Source organism: Alphaproteobacteria bacterium (genome assembly GCA_018063245.1).
Taxonomy (GTDB): Bacteria; Pseudomonadota; Alphaproteobacteria; order JAGPBS01; family JAGPBS01; genus JAGPBS01.
The window spans coordinates 25811-47584 of sequence record JAGPBS010000003.1 but is presented as its reverse complement, the minus strand read 5'-3'; the positions used below and the strand labels follow the sequence as shown (position 1 = coordinate 47584).

Genomic DNA, 21774 nt, shown 5'->3' with positions numbered 1-21774 from the left:
ACAACTAGCACAATTTTGTTGAGAAGCTGCAGAGACTCCACGGGCCCTTCAGGCCCTCTGAGTGACGCGGATTAGATTTTCACAGCAGTCTTATTGATTACACGTCTAAGTTCGACACCTTTAGCGCATTACCCTGAATAAAGTCACGACGCGGCTCAACAACATCACCCATGAGGGTTGAGAAGATCTCATCAGCCTTATCCGTGTGATTCACTTGGACCTTCAAGAGAACACGATTCTCAGGATTTAATGTTGTATCCCAAAGTTGTTCAGCATTCATCTCACCAAGACCTTTATAGCGCTGAATATTCACGCCTTGTCTGCCAATCACAATAATGGCTTCATAAAGACTCATGGGCCCTGAAATCAAAGCCTGTTCCTTGCCACGATAGAGCAAACGTCCAACTGCATTTTTATAAATTGACACATTTGATTTCAGTGCATAAATACGGCGTGATTCAAGTGAATTTACAATATCGCGATTGATCTTGAAAACGCTCGTTACGCTTCTTTTGGTCAAAGACAAAATAAACCCACGATCAAGTTCATAATCTGCCTTCCATGCTCCTGCATGAATGCCATAAAGAGACTGCTCTTTTTCTTGTAAGAATTTAACAAACTCTTCTAAAGAAGCTTTTTTAGTCGCTTCATCACCCTGTTCAAACATATCTGGCGTTAAAATGCCATGCAGAAGAGCCATCTCTGTTAAGTCTACATCACCAACTCTTTGAGCTAATTTTTCAAGATGAGGTTTTAACTGACGCGCACTTTCTGCATACTGACGCAAAGTCTCGCTATCAAGCACTTGACCATTATTAAATTCAAGAGTGACATCAGCTGTTCCTTGCTCAATTAAATAATTCTCGAGAGCTCTATCATTTTTCAAATAGCGTTCTTTGGCGGTGCCACGTTTAATTTTATATAGAGGCGGCTGAGCAATGTAAAGGTTACCTTGCTCAATCAACTGAGGCATTTGACGATAGAAAAATGTCAATAGCAGCGTTCTGATGTGGCTACCATCGACGTCAGCATCGGTCATGATAATGATTTTATGATAACGCAATTTCTCAAGATTAAATTCTTCATGACCAATGCTGGTCCCTAAAGCTGTAATGAGCGTTCCAATTTCTTGTGATGAGAGCATTTTATCAAAACGTGCTCTCTCAACGTTCAAGATCTTACCACGCAAAGGCAAAATTGCTTGGAATTGACGTGAACGGCCTTGCTTTGCTGAGCCACCCGCAGAATCTCCCTCAACGAGGAACAATTCAGATTTGGCGGGATCTCTTTCTTGGCAATCTGCCAGTTTTCCAGGCAATGATGTAAAATCAAGCGCGCCTTTACGACGGGTCAGCTCTCTTGCTTTACGCGCAGCTTCTCTGGCAGCTGCAGCTTCACATACTTTCTGGACAATTTTTTTAGCTTCAGTTGGATGCTCTTCAAACCACTCTGACAGTGCTGCATTGATCGCAGATTCAACAGCAGGACGGACCTCTGATGACACAAGCTTATCTTTTGTTTGAGATGAGAATTTTGGATCAGGCACTTTCACTGATAAAACGCACGTAATTCCCTCACGAATATCTTCACCTGTAATTGCGATTTTTTCTTTCTTGAGCATGCCAGATGTTTCTGCATACTGGTTCACAACACGTGTCAATGCACCTCTAAAGCCAGCTAAGTGCGTTCCGCCATCCCTTTGCGGAATATTATTTGTAAAGCAAAGAACATTCTCATGATAACTGTCTGTCCATTGCATCGCTGCTGCAACAGTAATATCATCTTGTTTCTTTAACATAGAAATTGATGGTTTGTGAAGAGCTGTTTTTGCTCTATCCAGCCATTCAACAAAAGCCTCAAGGCCTCCTTGATATTGAAGATCAGTCTTTTTCTCCTCTGGCATTCTGCCATCGCAGAGAATCAAGCGGACGCCAGAATTCAAAAAAGCTAATTCCCGTAAACGATGCTCAAGCCTAGAAAAGTCAAACTCTGTCTGTGTAAAAGTTTCTGTTGATGGCAAAAAAGTAACTTCTGTTCCTGTTTCAGTTGCCGGAACATCATCAATTGCTTTCAAAGGGGCTTCTGCAACACCATGACGGAACCGCATAAACCACAATTTACCGTTACGCTTAATTTTAAGATCGAGGCGCTCAGAAAGAGCATTTACAACAGAAACACCCACGCCATGTAGACCGCCAGATACTTTATAAGAATTCTGGTCAAACTTACCACCTGCATGTAACTGAGTCATAATGACTTCAGCAGCAGAAACACCTTCTGAGTGCATATCAACTGGGATACCGCGCCCATTATCACGCACTGTCACCGATCCATCAGAATTCAGGACCACATCAACATGATCACAATGCCCCGCTAAAGATTCATCGATTGCATTATCAACAACTTCATAAACCATATGGTGAAGCCCTGATCCATCATCAGTATCACCAATGTACATGCCAGGCCTTTTACGAACAGCATCAAGACCTTTTAAAACTTTAATTGATTCAGCATCATATTCCTGAGTCATTTTTTCAGGATTTATTTCTTCATTCTGATTGGTCAAATTATCCATCTCTTTTTTAAGTGCTTGCTCTGACATTATTCTGACTCACATTTTAAAATATTTCTGCGGATTATACGAGCATTTTCGTAATTGTCCCAGGTAGGACATTATAGTAGCATAGTTTTTCCTGAAAAGCACTAAAGAGATTGTGTTCTGTGGTTGTTATCCATGTTTGCGCCCCTGTTTTTAGTATCTCCTCGAAAAGAGCTCTTTTCTTATGCTCATCAAGATGCGCAGCAACTTCATCAAGAAGCAAAATAGGCTCTATGCCTTTTTCGGCTTTAAGCATTTTTGCCTCTGCCAAAATCATTGATATTAAGAATGATTTTTGCTCACCCGTGGAGCAATGTTTTGCCGGTATTTTTTTATCCGGATGAAAAACCGCCAAATCCATTTTGTGGGAGCCCACTTGAGCACCGCCTGTTTCCATATCAATCGCCCTTGACTTCTCGAGCTTAGATAACCACTCAGCCTCAACCTTAATCGCAGGGCTCACTAAGAGAGACTCTTCAACCCAATTGCTAATTGAAATAAGAGGCGATGCGAAGGACTCTGAAGCATGGCGCAGATAAGGCTCAAAGCACCTTAAAAAATCAAGACGCGCCGCCGACAAAGCAACGCCAATTTGTACAATCTGCTCTTCGATGACACGAATCCAGCGCATATCAGGATGCCGCTCTCTCAAGAGCTTCGCGCGATCACGCAAGAGGCGGCTATATTTCGTTAAAAGACCTGAAAATTGGGGATCGAAGTTACTGACAAGAAGGTCGAAAAAACGCCGACGATATTGAGCCTGATCAATAAATATCCTGTCCATTTGCGGGGTAAGCCAAATCATATGAATATAGGATGCAAATTCAGCTGACGTCTTCAGAGGCCTTCCATTCACCTTAAAGGCGCGACTTGATCTTTTACGGCCATTCACATCCGTATCTTCATCATCAAGGTCATCGCCCTCTGAAGCTTCATCCTGACGTCTCACCAATGCAGCCTGTACCTTTTGCGATCCGTAAATGGTCTCGAAATGAGCATTGATTGCCCAGCCCTTGGGAGCAATATCAGCCTCAAAAGACCCATTTGCCACATGACTATAATCTTCAAGGCTCGCCTTACGAAAGCCGCCCATCGGCGTTAAGAGCGATAGAGCTTCGAGCACATTGGTTTTCCCTGCTCCATTTGGCCCAGCCAAAACGACAATCTGATCATTAACATCAAGATGAAGCGCGGGATACGATCGAAATTGATGCAGATGCAAATGTTGAATGAATAAGGAAGAAGTCGCCATCAGGGAAATTACCTAGAATTACCAAAGAAGAAAAGAAAATGGGCCATATTTACAGGCCCATTTCATAGAAAGTTAGAAGAATTAAACTCACACCTTCATGGGCATAAGAACATAAAGAGATTTTCCGTCCTGAATTTCACGTAGAATGGTTGGTGCAGAAGGCTCTGAAAAATCGAGCTGAATTTCTTTACCGCGCATTTGCTGTGCGACATCAAGAACATATTTTGCGTTAAAACCAACAGCCATCTCGTTTTCCTGATACTCAACATCAAGCTCTTCAACAGCACTACCTGAGTCTGCACTGGTTGCTGAGAGGATCATTTGTCCTGGACGAATATCAAGTTTAATGGCACGTGATTTCTCATTTGAAAGGGTTGCCACACGGTCAACGGCCTTTGCAAAGAGATCTGTATTGACACGTAATTTTTTGAAATTTTCCTTTGGAATCACGCGCTCATAATCAGGGAAGGATCCATCAATCAATTTTGATTTGAGTTCAATCGTATCGAATGAGAACTGAATTTTAGTCCCAGACAGGCCAACATGAACAACATCAGCTGCATTATCAATCAGCTTGCAAAGCTCATTGACCGTTTTACGAGGCAGTATAATGCCAGGAACATCAAGATCTTGATTCTCAAGAGCGATATCTGATTGCGCCAGACGGTGACCATCGGTTGCGACAGCTCTTAAAATTTTCTTTCCATTATCATCAAGCAAGGTATGGAAATAGATGCCGTTCAAATAGAAGCGTGTTTCTTCATTTGACATTGAGAATTTAGTCGCATCAATAAGGTTTTTGAGCCCCTGCGATGGAATATCAAGCTGACGTTCACTTTGCTCAACTGGCATCAATGGAAAATCGGAGACAGGAAGGCACCCTAGTTTGAAATTGGATTTGGCTGACTTAACCTGAAGAATCATCTCGCCTTCTGGTTGGATCAACTGAATTTGCGCACCATCTGGTAACTTTTTTGAAATTTCATAGAGCTTAATAGCTGAAGTTGTAACACTTCCTTCGCGTTCGACCTGCCCTGGGGCGGTTTCGATCACTTCAATTTCCATATCCGTTGCGATGAATTGCACAGCACCTTCCGTTGCTCTGATGAGCACATTTGAGAGGATTGGAATGGTGTTCCGTTTTTCAACGATACTTTGAATATGTCCGAGAGCTCTGACGAGAGCTGCGCGTTCGATTGTTAATTTCATGATAACCTACAGCTGTTGTTAAATGTGAAGACCTGAATGTATGTTTTCTATATAGCCCTTTAGCCATAACAAAGATACGTTATTTTTAAACAGCTTGGAAGAAAAATCAATCACAAAGTAAAAGAATCTAAAATCCCCTTAGGGAGAGGGCGATTCAATTTGCAATTCACCAACTCTTCATTAAACTCTGACCTTTGAAAGGATGCCCCTCTGACGGCTTATAATCAACATCCAGCATGTCCAATATAGTTGGGAATATATCACGAAGAGGTATTTTAGACGAAACTTCTTTTTTCTTACCGATTCTAAACCAAAGAGCCCCATCTTTATGATGACAGCCGCTCTTAATTTCCTCAATCTCATAAAACCAATCAAAAAAACTTTCATTTTTAGAGGCCAGACCTTTAAAACAGATCAATAGATCCTCAGGCATTTCCTGACGCAACTGACAACCAATATAAAGTGAATTGCCTACGTTTTCTATAACATTCATGACAGGTTGCTCTCCAGCATGAAGTGACGTTAGAATTTCCATTGCATTTTGACGTTTCTCTGAGGTCTCGAAGTGCAATATAAATTGATGAGTCATCACTGGCTGACAATTCTCATAGGCAACACCTATATGATTTAAAAATTTTGCAATATCATACGGCCTATAAAAATGCTGACCACCAATCCCCTCATATTTTAAGAACGGTTGCTGACTCAAAGCCGTGGCGAAAATAAAAGTCGTATTCTCATCTTCCAACTCTAATAGCTTGCCCAATGTTATATCCATATTACAATATCCAAACTTAATGGCACCTTGATACCTATCCACATCAGTCTTTGAAGGCTTAACTTCGAATTTTTCAGGTTCAAAATATCTCCAATAGCCGTGCTGGAAATGCGCTGTACTATTTAAGAAAAAGGTCGCGAACTCAGGCTTTGTTTTCTTCCAAAAATATTTAAAAATATCTGTTAATATCCAATCTAACACAACCGCTTTTTTCCAAGCCATCCCAGGATTAACAACTTTCTCCTCAAAGAGGAGAAACGCAATTTTGAACAATGTAGATATTTTTAAACCATGGGTCAGACAAAAAAACAAAAACCCGAGCGACTCAGTAAAGCTTGGCTTGTTTGACTTATTTGAATATTCTTGAACTCTATTTGAAACAAACCTATATAATTTATTGAGCTTTTCAGGATATGCTTTTTCCGTTGTCGACCATGGATCTGGGATGAAAAATGACCCCTCATTTTCAAACCCCTTAACATTCATACTTGAACAGCTCGAGGCCGTCTTGCCATTTTTATGAAGAACAGACCAGATGTCAGGAAACTTTGCTCGAGGACCATCTGTTAGATTTTTTACTTGGTGCTGTTCAAAATCTAAGCCTGTATGTAATGAATACCATTGCACCCACGGCTCTAGATGCGGCGGATCTGAGTCAGCCTCAGTCACATATGAAATGGAATGATCATAAAACTTTTTGAAATTCGGCAATATGCCTTCCCCCATCCATCTCTGCAATAAAGATGGGCAAAGCTCATTAAATTCAACGACAATCAAACGCTTAGTTTTATTCATTCTCAGTCTCCTCTTTGTTGATTATTTTATCATAGAAAAATTAATTCTTTGTTAGATCAAAAAACATTTATAATTCATCTCGATATCACCTGAGCGATAGAGGGTAAGCCTTGTATTCGATTATTGACAATTACTTCCTGCACCATCAACCTTAGGCGCGCAAGGATAATTGCGTAAATATAAAACAAATCATAATAAGCCATTGAAAGAGCCGCTCCGGCAACAATATAAGCAATTACCCCCACCTGAAGCATTTTTGAAAGCTCCTGGACCCAGAGATGACCTGCAAGACCTCTTGTATTCTTGATAAGCCAAGAACCATTGAACCAAGAGATAGTGATCATTGATAAAAAAATAAAGAGACCAATAAAGCCTTGATCTCCCAGAACCTGAAAATAAATACTATGGGCTGCACGACCACCTTGAGTAACTTTACTCTCCTGATTATATTTTTGGAATATATAAGGAACAATCGTCGATGAAATCCCCCCACCAGTCATCGGCCTGCTAAGGGCAACATTCCAAGCATAGTGCCAAGCATCAAGGCGCCCACGAAATGAATCATCTTTCTCAGCCGTTTGAATCGTATCAGCTCGATTAAAGAATTTATCCGGCATAAATGACAGGGCCGCAATCGCTAGAACACTTAAAAATAAGAGACTTCTCATTTTATGCTTACTCTTAAACCACAGAAAAATGGTCACTGCAGCAAGACCGATCATCCCGCCGCGAGAATAAGTTGTCAGCACCGCCAAAAAAGTTAAACACATCGAGAGCAACAATACATATTGCGCCAGTTTATTCTTTGTTGTGAGACGTAAATAATTCATCAAAGGAAGTGTCATAAGAAGCGCCAAGGCCATATGGTTATTATCGCCTATCTGAGTACCATCCGGGCCCTGGAAACGGTACTGCCCTAATGTGTTAATCGAAAAGGCACCACCTTTAATACCAAAATACCCCAGAGATACAATGGCTACCCAAACAAGAGCCTGCACCCTCAGTTTTGTTGTCATCATGATAAAGGCAAGCAAACAAAAAAAGAGTGTCTTCATATAACGATTCCACAGATCCCATGAGATCTCTGGCGTTAATGAGAAAATGGCTGAAATTGTCAATGTCACCATAAAGCAACAGATCAAAACAAAAATAGGAGATTTTGGCAGAGACCTTTTTTTATCAAGAAAAAATGCGACCATGGTCATCAAAGCAATAATAAAGGCTGTTGGAATAGATTGAGCAAAGCCCCATGTCAATTGATGCGGATTCATCAGAGAAAACCAAACATACATTAAAACCCCTGTGAAAGGGTGTAAAAAAATACCTGGCAATAATGCCCCTACAAAAATGACGAAGAAAAGATCTCTCATTCTTTACAAATCCATTTTATACTGTTTTCGAGAACCATCGTAAGACACCCTTCTTAACATAGTCTTTAAAGGAGCCGCCTATGATTGAAAATATTTTATTTTTATCTGCAATGATAGCAATTTTTGTCATCATCAGATGGTACATCCTCAATAAAAGCGATGAAAACAATCCCACGAAGGGCTTTCTTGGGATGAAAGACGAAAAATCACAACACTCCGAAAACAAGTAACTTTTTCACTTGCCTTTCAAGACGCCTCTTTCTAAAGTGGTATTCATCATCAAATGCGTATGGATAAAACTTTATGACCAAAACACAGAAAATAGGCATTATTGGCGCAGGCGCCTGGGGATGCGCCCTTGCAATCGCCTTTGAACGCGCCGGATTTGAAATCCTGATCTGGTCTTTTGAAACCGACGTTCGTGATCAAATCAATCAAAATCATGAAAATAAAACCTATCTTCAAGATCATAAATTATCACCTCGAATAAAAGCCACCTCTTCTTTTGCAGATTTTGAAGACTTTACAACTTTGCTTCTCGTGTGCCCAACACAACACATTAGCACCATCAGTAAAGAACTCTATCAATTTATTGATCCTAAAACACTCATCGTTATTTGTTCAAAAGGCGTTGATATCAAAAGCGCAAAATTACCATCTGAACTTCTTCACGATATCAATCCAAATGCAAATCTTGCAATCCTCTCCGGCCCTAGCTTTGCCAGAGACGTTGCTCTTAATTTACCCACAGCACTTACTTTTGCTTATGCTGACAACAAAAAGGGCCTTGAATTCTGTAAAGAATTTGCCACAAAAACTTTTAGACCTTACTGGTCTGATGACATCATCGGCGCTCAAATAGGAGGCGCCATTAAAAATATTATCGCTATTGGCTGCGGTATCATTCTTGGTAAAAAATGGGGAGACAATGCCCGTGCCGCTCTCATCACCAGGGGCCTTAATGAGATGGCACAATTAAGTCATATAATGGGAGGAAAACCCCAAAGTCTTATGGGTCTTGCTGGTATCGGAGATTTGACTCTCACTTGCAATAGTCTTGAATCTCGGAACATGTCTTTAGGCTATGCTTTGGGACAAGGACAAAGTCTTGCTGACTATATCCAGGACAAAAAAACCGTTTGTGAAGGGCTCAAAACGGTTGAAGCGATACCTGCCCTTAAAGCAAAATACCCCGAGCTTGACATGCCAACCTGTGAGGCTCTCTATGAAGTCCTGATTAAAGGAGCATCTATTGACCAAACGCTCAATGGCCTTTTATCACGTCCGATTAAAGAAGAAATCCTCTATTAAAAGTATCCCTCTTATCTAAACGCGTCCGGTTCTGAATGACTTTTTTGTTTTAACACTTGAAGATGCTTTACCCTCTTTTGTGTGAGACATAAATTCAGCTGTTTCAATTTCTCGTTTCTTGCGCTCAACCGAGCCTTGAATAATGCCAACAATCTTTGTGACTTTCTCTTCAATGATACTTTGCTCCTCTGGCGTCAACTTTGACTTTGCATCTCTTTGTGCAGCCTTTAGATTAGGTTTCTGCAATTCTTTTTTCAGAAGCTCTTTTAATTTCTCAATCTGATTCTGTAAAAGATCTTTTTCATTTTTTATACTACGAACCATTCCATCATCCTTATTTTATATTTTGAGCATCAGTTAGCAATGATTGTCCATATTGCTGGATCAGTGTATTTGCTGTGGTGATAACTGTGTTAAGCTCTTGAGTGTCCTCACTAATTTGGGCTTGCAATTGTTGCGTAATGATATTTGAGACAGAGGTTATATTTGTTGTGATATCTGTCGCCATGTTATTAAAGGTTGTCGCAAGACTTGTGGGCGATGTCAATGTGGGAGGAGTCGTTCCTGTATCATAAGTCCAGGTCGATGTATCAAATTTCAAATCTGGTTTACTGGCTTGAACAGTTGCGACATCAACAGCACCAGCCCAATCACTCGCGATACTCGAATTTGAAGACAAAACAGCTTGATAACCTTGGTCCAATATTGTGTTCTCATCTGCTGACAAGGGGATCCCACCTTGAATTTTATTAATGATATCACCAACACCTTCTGGTGGGGACAGATTTGCCAGATTTGCATTGATCCCATCGAGAGCATCAGGATTGTAAGCTGCAATAATAGAGAGTTGAAATTTCTCAGGAGAAATTGATTTCCCGGCTTCAATATCTGTCAAATAATAGTTCGACACATTGTTCATAGCTGTAACTTTATCTTGAGCAACAACAAACAGAGCATTGTCCTGATCAAGCTTATCTTGTTCATTCTTCAAAAGACCAACCATTGCTGCCGCGATCGCATATAAAATACTCACGCCTGCAAGCGAAGCTATTGCGCTACTCTGTTGATCTTGGACTTGAATTGAAGATGCCATTGATTGAAGTTGTTTTTGAGTTGCATCTGTTACATAAGGCATTAAATCATTGATTTGATCTGTTGTAAGAGGCGTAGAATAACCTAATGATTGGGCGATTTTATTAAGCTGATCTATAGCAGAAAAATTGTTTGCTTGAATTGAAAAAGTACCTGCAGTGAGCTCTTTTTGATATTCATTGAATATCTGCGTTTCTTCTGACGTTAATTGATTTAATAAATCGGACAGTTCAGTGTCTGATGGTGCCATTGCAGCTAAAGCCTTATTAAAACCATCGATCGCTGCTTGCGTAATACTTCCATCTTCAAGACCAGCCTGTATACTCGCTGTAATAGTTGCTTGCGTTGCTGTTGGCAGCATCAAAAAGTCTGTTGCAATCGTCTGATACGCCGCATCTTGCGTTGCTGGATCTAATAGGCTCACCCAATTACTTGCATCAAATAGAGTTTGAACAGACGGATTTGATGTAAAATTCGCGACCATATAAGATTGATAAATAAAGCTTGTCATCGGATAATAGACAGCTTTGTCTGCATTCGTTGTGGTTGAATTGCCAAAGTAAGTCACGATCCCTGAAACTAAACTTGCTTGCGTCGATGCAGGCAATGATGAGAATTGACTTTCAAGCTCAGTATACTTACCTGCTTGATCTGCAGCAGGCAACTTAGAGATCGCTGTCAAAGCATCCGTCAAGGTTTCTTGACTTGGATTTGACGCAAAGGCTCCTTCAGTCTTATTGACTTTTGCAAATTGAATAATGCTTTTAATAGCAGCTTTTGTTGTATTTAATAAAGTAGATGTTGCTTTTTGCGCGTTCAAGCCATCCATAATTGATTTAAAAGCAGTTGGAGGTTTAGCTTGCCCTAAAGCTGACAATTGATCTGCGACGCCTTGATAAAAACCTGCTTGTTGTGATGCTGGCAAATCACTTATCGCCGTTGCTAAAGCGACAAATGAATTCAAAGAGGGTTTACTGTTAAATGCAGCAGCTGCTGCATTGTAGTTTTGAGTCACAATATAGCTTGTAAAATCGCTAAATTGTGTATCTGTTAGAGGCGCCAAATTCAACGTTGTGAGCATTTTATTCAAGGCTGTTTGGAGCTCAGAAAGCGATGTTGCTGAATTGATATTTACATCTGTAAACTTAATTTCAAAATTAGGCGCTGCACTGTATATGATTTGCAAATAAGCCTGTTCAATGGTTTGATTCGATATGCTTGACCCTAAAAAGGCACCAAACTCCTGGAGTTTCACTGTGGGCGTCTTTGATGTATCAGAAACAATACTATCCATCAAAGATGTTTGCTGGCTGAGAGGAAGACGATAAAACGCCGTAAAAATAACTTGGGATAAAGATATATCATCGGGCTCTTGAAACAAACCTCCATCTGAATAAATCAGCCCCTCAAAATTGCTAAGAGTTGGATTGATATGAAAAGCAATCAAACTCATTTCTGCAGCGCGATACCGCGTATCTTGACTAGATCCAGAGACAGCTGCATAAAAAGTATTTCCAACCGCTTGTTGATCTTCTGCTGACAAGCTTAGGTATGAATTATAGGCTGCTATGAATGTTGTAACGCTCGGATTTTGTTCATAGGCTGCAAGATTGTTTTGGAACAACGTATTATTTAAATAATCCTCAACTTGATCATCACTTAAAGAGAGTCCAGAATATTGTTGAATCGCCTGTTTCAAACTCGCAACTGTCGTTGAATTTGACATAGTGACATTAAATTTCATGAGCAAATATGAGAGCATATTATTGCCCGTTTCTGCGACAAGAGAACCTCCAAATCCTGAAAGTAAAAAGCCACCATATTTTTTGGCTTCAGTTGTAATATTTGACTGAAACTTTTTCGTAATATCTTGCATCATGGATGTTTGCAAATCCGGTGATAGCGTTGCAAAAGCCGTTGCGATTTGCTGATATGATGTTGTTTGACTCATGTTTTGCGGAAAATTCGAGACAGCCTCGAGCAATGCGTCAAATGACGTTGGTGTTGGATTCGATGTAAAAGATGCAAATGTTGTCTCAAAATTACTCAAAGCCTGCGTCTGAGTTAAAACTGTTGTCACATCACTCTTTGGTGAACTAACTGTTAAAGATTCAACCTCAGTATAGATCTGAGACAAAGCAGCGGATAAGACCACGTCTGGAATTGGTGAACTCTGAATGACCTGATTTAACGCATCCAACTCAGCACTCAAAGCATTCAGTTGATCTGTTGTCAAAAGGCCTGACAATTCGCCCCCAGAAGAAAAGGAGGCCTTGATCGCCAAAAGCTCCATTCCGGATGAACCTTGACTGGAGACTGTTTGTGCAACAGGCTGAACATTTACTGAAGGGGTGACTGGACCCGAACTCTCAACCATCTGATTTCTCCATCGATCTGAACCAATATCACTTTAAGCTAGTATATCATATTTTATGAAAATTATACATTTATATTTGACGGATGCATAATTCTAACTTGTCATATGAACAATTTACCTTTATCCTATTAAAAAAGGATAAAAAGATGGATATACCTTCAGAAATTATAAGAAAAATTCATGAAATTGGCTTCTATGCTGCCGAAGAGGGCGACGTAGCAACGGCTCTTCGGATTTTTGAGGGCATGCGCGCTGTCAGACCTGATTCTGTATACCCTGATATAGGGATCGCCATGACTCTGATGCTAACCGGAAAATCTCAAGAAGCGCAACAATTACTTGCGAAAAAGAAAGCAGAGCATCCGGAACATGAAGATGAGATTGATGCCATGATTGCCTTTTCTCTCGACTTTGAGGCAAAAAAAGATGAAGCAAAGACAATTTTTGAACAGATCATGGTAAGATCACAGAATCCAGAATGGGTTATGATTGCTAAAAATTACCTGGCCGGGGATAATTCTAAGAATTTATAGAATTTTTTAATCTTTAAAAATCATAATAAAGAAAAAAGGACTTATCTCATGCCCGCACAAATTATAGATCCTGCTTTAATAAAGGCTTTTCAGCCAGACCTTGCACCTTCCGTACCTATACAAAACATCAATCCAAATTTACAAGCAAAATTTGATCAGCATCTGACAACCGCAACATCGCTAGCCGATCAAAATGCTCAAGGCAAAATACAGCTTAATCCACAAGAATTACAAATTTTTCAAAACATAAAACAAGCTGCTTTAAATTTTGAATCCAATCAAGCAAAAGCACAACAGGCTTCATTTAATGAAGAAGCCTCATCAAAAGCACACAAACGCCAAAATGACTATGAAAAAACTGCCTATTCGCCAGAAAAGGCACCGAGTAGCGCTGCAATTCAATCTTTTCAAACCGGACAACCTCTGCCAACAGAGAGCGCACAAGCCTCCACCTTACCTGAACCGATTCAAGCCTTTGCCAACTCACTTTCAGAATTCAGACAAAGCTATAAAGAAATGGCCTCTGTTGTAAATACGACTTCTTCAAAAGAAATGGGACAATTTACACAACAAGATGTCATACAAAGCCAAATGACAATTGCAACAATGAATGTTTATACAACCATTTTTGCAAATACAGAAGCCAGCATTATTGCAACACTCAAACAATTCTTAGCGGCTCAGTAGCCTAGGAGCAGACTCATAAAATCATTGTTTCTATAACAGCTGAACCCTATAATAGAGTACAAACACGACCATAACACTTCGGAACCAGAATCATGAAATCTTTGAAATCTTATCTAAAACTACCATTCTTTGGCCTCTTCCTTTTATTAGGAGGCTGTAATGTAGTTCTTTACACAGATATTTCAGAGAATGATGCTAATGAAATGCTTGTTTTGCTTCTTGAAAATGGTATTTCAGCGACCAAGGTTGACGGAAGTAAATCTCCGATGAAAAACCTGATGGTCCAGAGCAGTCAGATTGCTCAAGCTCTCGACATTCTGCAATCACAGGGCTTTCCAAAGCAAGTCTATTCTGACCTTGGTACTCTCTTCGCAAAGCAAGGCCTCATCTCTTCACCAACAGAAGAAAAAGTTCGCTTCATTTATGGTGTGTCACAGCAATTAGCGGAAACAATTTCACAAATTGATGGTGTTGTTGTTGCCAGAGTCAACGTGGTAATCCCAGACACAAATGTCAGCTCTCAAACGACAGAACCTTCATCCGCATCAGTACTCATCAAGTACAACCGCGCTTATGAATTAGATTCACAAATCCCACAAATTAAGCTCCTTGTCGCAAACTCAGTTGAAGGACTTACTTATGAAAAAGTGACTGTTGTTCTTTTCCCTGCGCTTGATGTTAAATATGGTAAATCAGCTGAAAGCTACCAGCCAACCTCTTCAAAATCGATGGGTATGCATTTTGGAGATATTAAAAACATCATGAGCACCCTGATTGCAACACTGTTAGTTGTCGGCGCACTCTTGTTTATTTTCTTACAAGCAACGCGCAAAAAAACGGTCAATAATACAGAAGATGACTTCTATGATCCAAAACAGTAATGCAAATAGCGCAATCATCACCTTCTTAAAGTCGAAGAATCCGAATTTCGCTATCCTCTATGGATTAAACTTTGCTCCATTTGATTATCTTGATACAGGCTGGAAACAAGAAATACCTGAGCTCAATAACTTATCCGATGAGACATTCCAAGCTTTAAAGAAATCCAAAAGAGGGCAAGGGACTTTAAATGATATTGTCCTCAAGCACTTTGAAGCAGATCAAAGCTTTATTGAGCAACTAACAAGCTTCCAGAGCCGCTTTTGTCTTTTGCCAGGGGATTATATTCTCAATCTGATCTCATATATTGGGATCGCCCTTCATGCTCATTGGATTCATAAAATCATCCTCGGAAAAGACATTAGGCTTATCAAAGATACGGTCGGAGAAGATCTTTATGCTTTCTGTCTTAAACGTCTTCCTTTTATGATGAATTGGATAATCTCACAAGACTCATACACACAAAAGCCTACCCTTGATCAATCCCTGTCTACAATTGTTGAAAAAACAGGTGTAGATCTTCTTTATCACTGGTTTCAAAATGAATCTGAGGCTGTGCGTAAAAGACTTGAAATGAAAATGCCCCCGAAATTTTCTTTCGCTAAACTCGGAGGCGCTGACAGCATTTCTTATCTCGCTTCTCTGGATCAGGCAAAGATTGATCTCTTTATTCGTAAACTCATCAAAGAAAGGTATCCACCATGGGCGTCCCTCTTCTCATAGAGCCTGTCGGCTTAAAACTTCCTTTCGGTAAAAAAATCATCAAATCAGCTGAATATAAAGCCTATATTTCAGCACGTGAGATTATTGAACGTGCTCATGAAAAGGCGACCATGATTGAAGTTGATGCCAAACAAGCCTATCAAGATGAAAAAAAGCGCGGATATGATGAAGGGCTCCGGAATGGAAATGATGCTATTGCAGAAAAAATGATGGATACAATTTCAGACACCATCAATTATTTTGAAACAGTTGAAGTCAAAATTGTGGACGTTGTTTTGGTCGCCTTACGCAAAATCTTAAGTGACTTTGATCAAGTTGACATCGTCAAACGCGTTGTCAAAACAGCATTACAAATCGCACGCAATCAAAAACATGTCACCATCCGAGTGCATCCTGATATAAAAGATGCGCTCACAAAGCATTTTGCTGAAATCGCTTCATCAGCGCCAAGCGTTAATTTTATCGAAGTTGAAGCTGATGTGCGCGTCTCAAAAGATGGTTGTATCATCGATAGCGATATGGGCATTATCGATGCAAGCCTCCAAAAACAAATCAGCATTCTTGAAAAAGCATTACGTGCGAGTCTCGGCAGTCATCAAGATATCCCTCATGCAAAAATCGCATTTCCTCCTGGGTTTACTATCTACAAAGATGCCCCTCAGGATGAGAAAAAGACTATAGCTTCTTCAGTCAAAACCTCAGAAGAACCCGTGAAAAAGACATCAAAATCGCCTGCAAAAATAAAGGCTCCAAAGGCAACAGCATCCAAAGCAAAGCCTTCTAAAACCTCTCCACCTAAAAAGAAAACGGAAATTGTAGAGGTCAAGAAAAAAACCATTCCAAAACCAGAAATGAACATCAAAAGCAAAATCAAAGTTCAGTCTATACCCGTTGAAAATAAAAAGGCTCCGTCCAAAGCAAAGTCCAAATCGACCACAAAAAAAGCAACAGCTTCAAAGCCTAAAACGACAAAAAAGAAAGACACTTAAAAAAATCATTTCCAATGATTTTTGAGCCTCTTTTCCTCTTGATCTTTAATAACGATTCCGCTATTAATAAAGACAATACACAAGATAAAATTATACTATGAGCGAGGAGCGCGGTGTAGTTTACCTACATAAGCGACGAGCGAAGCAGTAGAATTTTAAAATGGTGTATTGTCTAAGTCAGCTTTGTAAAAAGCGTTTTATATGATGCGGTCGTGGCGGAATTGGTAGACGCGCAGCGTTGAGGTCGCTGTGGTAGAAATGCTGTGGAAGTTCGAGTCTTCTCGACCGCACCAAAAAATTGATCTCTCTATCTTATATGAAAAAAAATTCATCCCAGATTAGAACTGAGATGAATTTTTAATTGTACCAAGCAATACGAAACGTCAGATCAAAACGATAAAGTCAAGCTCACAGGCACATGATCTGATGGCTTTGGCTCCCAACCACGCGCTTCGCGGATTGAATCATAAGCTCGTAGATTCTCCTTTAAATGCGGAGATACCCAAATATGATCTAAGCGGCGCCCTCTATCTGGCGCATCCCAATCTGGCGTTCTATAACTCCACCAACTATAGGCTTTTTGGTGAGCTGGGATAAAGTGCCTTGCGGAATCAATAAAAGATCCACGGTTCATAAAAGCATTTAATCTTTCAATTTCAATCTCAGTATGTGACACAACATTCTTCAATTGCTTATGAGACCAAACGTCATGTTCTAAAGGTGCAATATTAAAATCACCCGTGAGAATCATTTTCTTTTCACTGGATTGAGGCGAAAGATCTTTGGTCAACTCATCCAAAAATGATAATTTATGTGCAAACTTCTCATTCAAAGCTGGATCCGGAATATCACCACCCGCCGGAATATAAAGACAATGGAGCTCAATTGGGAATGGTTTTAAAAGTTGAACACTGATATGCCGACAATCTGTTTTACCACAATGATTATATAGCTGCGGATTATCGAATGGAATCTTACTCAAGATGGCAACGCCATTATAGCTCTTCATTCCTTCAAAATAAGCATAATGAAATCCAAGCTCTCGAAAAGCAGCAAGTGGAAACAAATCATTCACTGTTTTTGTTTCTTGTAAACAAATCACATCCGGCTGATGATCTTGAAAATACTTTAAAACCAACTCTTCACGCAAGCGAACTGAGTTTATATTCCATGTGGCAATTTTCATAAGGGGGCCTCTCTTTCAATAGACCCCCATTATATATTAACGCTCAATCGATACAACATCCAATTGTTTTAAATCGGATATTGGCATCTCAAAAACGTCTTCAAAGAATGCTTCTCCAGAATTACGTTTCAACGCCACCTCTCTCACACTCTTAAGATGCGAATAGGCATAACGACTCTCTTTAAAAATAACAATACCATCTTTTACCTCTTGAATTTTCAGGCAAACATACGGTGTGTTTTTCTCACTCATATCCTTATAAATGACGACATCATTTGCTTGCGGAGAAGCCAAATATTGTTCTTGCTTATTTGAATCTATAGCTCCAGAAATCATGCCCAATCCGATTAAGAGCACGAGAATGATAGGGCCAGCGAACCCCCAAAGAGGTGTTTTTGCTGCAGGCATATCTTTGGTCTCTATCCCTAGCGCCTTTGGATTATACTCCGTTGAACAAGCACAACAGACAAGCGCCTGAGTCTTATTTAACGGAATTGCAGGCACAAAGAATAATGTAAAGAATCTTTGAAATGTCACCATAACAAGCCCATCTTGTTGACAATGTGAACAAACCCAGTCTGTTACAACTTGACCAGTATTTTTAGTAGTCCAACCCCAAATTAGCATTTTGTATCCTTTCTTTATCAATAAAATACCATTTATATATTATTATTATTGAAGGAAGAGTACTGAATAAGAATGTACTTGTAAAGTTCTTTTTTTGTTTTTTTAAAAAAATATTGAATAAATCCTATCTGACTTTTGAATCAACCAATATAGGCTCGCGCGCAGCACGTGTTTCATCCAATCTTGTTCTATGAGCTCTTTGAGGCAAATGTGCAAATGAGGCAGCTCCTTCATCATGAGCCAATTGTGCAATTTTTCGCATAGCTGTAATGAAGGCATCTAGCGTTTTTTTGCTCTCTGTCTCCGTTGGCTCAATAAGCATTGCGCCTTTCACAACAAGAGGAAAATAAATCGTCATCGGGTGAAAACCTTCATCAATCAAAGCTTTTGCAATATCGAGCGTTGTGACTGACTGGGCTGCAAATAGAGAATCATCAAACAGGACCTCATGCATTGTCCCCTCAGAAAATGGTGCGTTATAAAGATCTGCAAGCGATGCCTTCACATAATTGGCATTCAAAACAGCATCACCACTTGCCTGCCTGATGCCATCAATTCCAAGGGATAGGATGTAAGTATAAGCGCGGATAAACATACCCATTTGACCAACAAAAGACCTAAGCCTATTTGGACTGTCATTGCCTGATATATCTTGTTCAATAAGAGCAAAAGATCCATCAGATTTTTTTACAATACGTGGATAAGGGGCATAAGGAGCTAAAGACTCAGCCAGAAACACAGGTCCTGCACCTGGACCGCCCCCCCCATGCGGCGTTGAAAAAGTCTTATGTAAATTGAGATGCAACACATCAATCCCCAAATCACCTGGTCGTACGCGGCCCATAATCGCATTGAAATTGGCACCATCTCCATAAAAATACCCGCCTGCTTCATGGATTGCTTTTGCCATTACCACAATATCTTGCTCAAAAATACCGCATGTATTTGGATTGGTCAGCATCATGCCTGCTAAATTTTGAGCATGAAGCCTACACTTCTCCTTAAAATCGGCTAGATCAACTTGCCCTTTCTCATTCGCCTTAATCGAAATCACCTGGAACCCACAAGCCATTGCTGTTGCAGGATTTGTCCCATGAGCGCTTTCTGGAACAAGCACAATAAGCCTATGCTCTTCACCGCGCGCCTTTAAAGCAGCTTTAATTGCCATCATACCGCAAAGCTCACCATGAGCGCCCGCAGAGGGTGACATCACAGCAGCTCCAAGACCTGTCAGATTGAGCAAATGCTCTTGCAACAAATGGATAAGTTCAAGAGCTCCTTGCGTTTGGGAATCATCCTGCAAAGGATGCAATTGTGCAAAGCCTTCCAAACGAGCCATTTTTTCATTCAGCCTTGGATTATATTTCATTGTACATGACCCCAAAGGATACATAACAGAGTCAATCGCATAATTTTGTTGAGATAATCTTGTATAATGGCGCACAGCAAGCGGCTCAGGAACATCAGGTAATCCGATTTTTTCTCTGATCGGCAAGCCTCCAAACTTTTGATTTGTAATAGACCTATCCTCACAATCAATCCCTGATGATCCAGGAATCGATAGCTCAAAAATCAAAGGCTCTTCTAAATTTGCTTTCTTCAAATCGAGTTGAGGTTCGCTCGATTGCATTTTGACAATCTGACTCATTTTAAGACCTCCTTTGCGTCATCAAAAAAGGCCTGCTGGTCACCTTGGCTTGTTAACTCAGTTATCGATACCAAAAGCATCTTTTGAGCCTCAGCCTGCGGATAAAAACGACTAAGAGGGATGCCCGCTAAAACACCTCTTTTAGCCATCTCTTCACAAAATGATTTGGCCGAGATTGGCAGCTCAATCGTAAATTCATTAAAATAGCTCTGATTGAGAATTTTCACTTTTGGCAAATGAGCACGCAAACCTGCTTCAAAATCAGACGTCATGGCATGATTCAAACGTGCTAGTTTTTGCATGCCTGATTCTCCCAAAAGAGTCATATGAATCGAAAAAGCAAGAGCACAAAGACCTGCATTTGTACAAATATTGCTCGTTGCCTTCTCCCGTCTGATATGTTGTTCACGAGCAGTCAGGGTTAAGACAAAACTTCGCCTTCCTTCTGCATCAACTGTTTGCCCACATAATCGACCAGGCATTTGACGGACATACTCAGCTTTTGTAGCAAAAAGACCTAGTCCAGGCCCTCCAAATGAAAGCCCTATCCCAAAGCTTTGGCCTTCACCCACCACAATATCAGCCCCCATCTCACCAAAAGATGGCAGTAAAGCCAGAGCAAGAGGCTCTGTGAAAACAAGGATAAGCAATGCTCCTTTTTCCTTACATTTCTGTGATATTTTGGCGAGATCTGTTATATAACCAAAAAAGGAGGGACACTGGATCACAACAGAAGATGTTGCTTCTGTAATATCATCAAGCAGATTCTCACGATGATAAAAATCAGGAATTGCACACTGTACCTGACCATTTTGTAAAGAGAGATATGTTTGGATCACATCACGGTAATGTGGATGCAACCCACCAGAAAGTAAAACATGATCTTTTTTATTGATGCGTCTTGCCATCATGACCGCTTCAGCTGCAGCTGTTGCCCCTTCATACATGGATGCATTCGCAATTTCCATTCCTGTCAAGCGCGCAACTTGTGTCTGAAATTCAAAAAGAACCTGTAGAGTCCCTTGACTAATTTCTGGCTGATAGGGCGTGTAAGCCGTCATAAATTCACCACGCTGAATGAGATAATCAACAGCTGCCGGAATATGATGTCTGTAAAGCCCGCCTCCCACAAAGGATGGACATTCACTTAACGGTAAATTTTTGGATGCTAAAGTCTTTAAATGAGCTTCTACATCCCACTCTGCTCGCCCTTCTGGAAGAGAGAAAAAATGCTGATCTGATATCACTTTAGGCAGTAATGAAAAAAAATCATCAGTGGACTTCACGCCCACCTTATGGCACATCTGGGTTCTATCAGTTTCATTTAAAGGAAGATAACGCATCTATGCTAGGTCTTTCAAATAGGCTTTATAAGCTTGCTCATCCATCAATTCATTCAATTGACTAGCATCTGTCATTTTAAGTTTAAAAAACCATCCATCAGATTCAGCTTTATTGTTCACGAGTGCGGGATCGCCAGTGAGCTTATCATTCACAAGAATAATTTCTCCATCTATTGGCGCGTAAACCTCACTTGCCGCTTTCACAGATTCAACCACTGCTGCCTCTGATCCTTTTGAGACTATTTTCCCTAAAGCAGGCAAGTCAACAAAAACAATGTCTCCCAGCTGCTTTTGGGCATAATCTGTGATTCCAATCTTGGCAATCTGATTGTCTTCAACCATAATCCATTCATGGTCTTTACTAAATTTTTTCATT

The 21774-nt window shown here is 40.3% G+C and carries 19 protein-coding genes and 1 tRNA gene; 8 read left to right on the top strand and 12 right to left on the bottom strand.

The window, feature by feature from the left end; all coding sequences use genetic code 11:
- Positions 1-97: 97 nt before the first annotated feature.
- The 5 genes from gyrB to KBF71_00730 all read right to left on the bottom strand — a co-directional run bounded on the left by gyrB (position 98) and on the right by KBF71_00730 (position 8003).
- On the bottom strand, positions 98-2530 hold the full coding sequence (gyrB, locus tag KBF71_00750; protein ID MBP9876848.1) for a DNA topoisomerase (ATP-hydrolyzing) subunit B: 2433 nt from the start codon (positions 2528-2530) through the stop codon (positions 98-100).
- A 106-nt stretch (positions 2531-2636) separates the two neighbouring features.
- Positions 2637-3851 (bottom strand): DNA replication/repair protein RecF, encoded by a 1215-nt coding sequence (recF, locus tag KBF71_00745; GenBank protein MBP9876847.1) that lies wholly within the window; start codon positions 3849-3851, stop codon positions 2637-2639.
- Between the two features lie 87 nt (positions 3852-3938).
- The gene (locus tag KBF71_00740; protein ID MBP9876846.1) at positions 3939-5060 is read right to left on the bottom strand and encodes a DNA polymerase III subunit beta; all 1122 of its coding nucleotides are present in this window, start codon (positions 5058-5060) and stop codon (positions 3939-3941) included.
- A gap of 166 nt (positions 5061-5226) precedes the next feature.
- On the bottom strand, positions 5227-6633 hold the full coding sequence (locus KBF71_00735) for an alkaline phosphatase family protein (GenBank protein MBP9876845.1): 1407 nt from the start codon (positions 6631-6633) through the stop codon (positions 5227-5229).
- Between the two features lie 74 nt (positions 6634-6707).
- Complete coding sequence (locus KBF71_00730; protein MBP9876844.1) at positions 6708-8003, bottom strand: putative O-glycosylation ligase, exosortase A system-associated; 1296 nt, start codon at positions 8001-8003, stop codon at positions 6708-6710.
- Positions 8004-8083: 80 nt separating this feature from the next.
- Here KBF71_00730 and KBF71_00725 point away from each other — a divergent pair, with 80 nt between their 5' ends.
- Both KBF71_00725 and KBF71_00720 read left to right on the top strand, forming a co-directional pair.
- Complete coding sequence (locus KBF71_00725) at positions 8084-8233, top strand: hypothetical protein (GenBank protein MBP9876843.1); 150 nt, start codon at positions 8084-8086, stop codon at positions 8231-8233.
- Positions 8234-8306: 73 nt separating this feature from the next.
- Entirely contained in the window at positions 8307-9314 is a 1008-nt protein-coding gene (locus KBF71_00720; GenBank protein ID MBP9876842.1) for an NAD(P)-dependent glycerol-3-phosphate dehydrogenase, read from the top strand.
- A gap of 15 nt (positions 9315-9329) precedes the next feature.
- Here the strand turns inward: KBF71_00720 and KBF71_00715 are convergent, their stop codons facing one another.
- Both KBF71_00715 and KBF71_00710 read right to left on the bottom strand, forming a co-directional pair.
- Positions 9330-9638 carry a hypothetical protein gene (locus KBF71_00715; protein ID MBP9876841.1) on the bottom strand — a complete coding sequence of 103 codons (309 nt, stop codon included), beginning with the start codon at positions 9636-9638 and terminating at the stop codon, positions 9330-9332.
- A 10-nt stretch (positions 9639-9648) separates the two neighbouring features.
- Positions 9649-12783 carry a hypothetical protein gene (locus tag KBF71_00710; protein ID MBP9876840.1) on the bottom strand — a complete coding sequence of 1045 codons (3135 nt, stop codon included), beginning with the start codon at positions 12781-12783 and terminating at the stop codon, positions 9649-9651.
- Between the two features lie 146 nt (positions 12784-12929).
- On the opposite strand from KBF71_00710, the gene KBF71_00705 reads away from it, so the two are divergent.
- The 6 genes from KBF71_00705 (at position 12930) to KBF71_00680 (ending at position 16887) form a co-directional block, all read left to right on the top strand.
- Positions 12930-13316, top strand: coding sequence for a tetratricopeptide repeat protein (locus KBF71_00705; GenBank protein MBP9876839.1), 387 nt, complete (start codon positions 12930-12932; stop codon positions 13314-13316).
- Positions 13317-13364: 48 nt separating this feature from the next.
- Positions 13365-14003 (top strand): hypothetical protein, encoded by a 639-nt coding sequence (locus tag KBF71_00700; protein MBP9876838.1) that lies wholly within the window; start codon positions 13365-13367, stop codon positions 14001-14003.
- Between the two features lie 92 nt (positions 14004-14095).
- Positions 14096-14884, top strand: a complete 789-nt coding sequence (gene sctJ, locus KBF71_00695; GenBank protein ID MBP9876837.1) for a type III secretion inner membrane ring lipoprotein SctJ — start codon at positions 14096-14098, stop codon at positions 14882-14884.
- Positions 14868-15605, top strand: coding sequence for a SctK family type III secretion system sorting platform protein (locus tag KBF71_00690; GenBank protein MBP9876836.1), 738 nt, complete (start codon positions 14868-14870; stop codon positions 15603-15605). Before sctJ ends, KBF71_00690 begins: the two co-directional genes overlap by 17 nt.
- Positions 15584-16594 carry an HrpE/YscL family type III secretion apparatus protein gene (locus tag KBF71_00685; protein MBP9876835.1) on the top strand — a complete coding sequence of 337 codons (1011 nt, stop codon included), beginning with the start codon at positions 15584-15586 and terminating at the stop codon, positions 16592-16594. Before KBF71_00690 ends, KBF71_00685 begins: the two co-directional genes overlap by 22 nt.
- A 206-nt stretch (positions 16595-16800) precedes the next feature.
- Positions 16801-16887 (top strand) — tRNA-Leu (locus KBF71_00680).
- Between the two features lie 95 nt (positions 16888-16982).
- On the opposite strand, the gene xth is transcribed toward KBF71_00680, so the two are convergent.
- The 5 genes from xth to gcvH all read right to left on the bottom strand — a co-directional run bounded on the left by xth (position 16983) and on the right by gcvH (position 21773).
- Positions 16983-17780: an exodeoxyribonuclease III gene (xth, locus tag KBF71_00675; protein ID MBP9876834.1), complete on the bottom strand. Its 798-nt coding sequence runs from the start codon at positions 17778-17780 to the stop codon at positions 16983-16985.
- A gap of 36 nt (positions 17781-17816) precedes the next feature.
- Positions 17817-18428: a hypothetical protein gene (locus KBF71_00670; protein ID MBP9876833.1), complete on the bottom strand. Its 612-nt coding sequence runs from the start codon at positions 18426-18428 to the stop codon at positions 17817-17819.
- Between the two features lie 103 nt (positions 18429-18531).
- On the bottom strand, positions 18532-20055 hold the full coding sequence (gene gcvPB / locus KBF71_00665; GenBank protein ID MBP9876832.1) for an aminomethyl-transferring glycine dehydrogenase subunit GcvPB: 1524 nt from the start codon (positions 20053-20055) through the stop codon (positions 18532-18534).
- A complete protein-coding gene (gcvPA, locus tag KBF71_00660; GenBank protein MBP9876831.1) occupies positions 20052-21398 on the bottom strand; it encodes an aminomethyl-transferring glycine dehydrogenase subunit GcvPA in 1347 nt (448 codons plus the stop codon). Before gcvPA ends, gcvPB begins: the two co-directional genes overlap by 4 nt.
- Positions 21399-21773 carry a glycine cleavage system protein GcvH gene (gene gcvH, locus KBF71_00655; GenBank protein MBP9876830.1) on the bottom strand — a complete coding sequence of 125 codons (375 nt, stop codon included), beginning with the start codon at positions 21771-21773 and terminating at the stop codon, positions 21399-21401.
- Position 21774 lies beyond the last annotated feature (1 nt).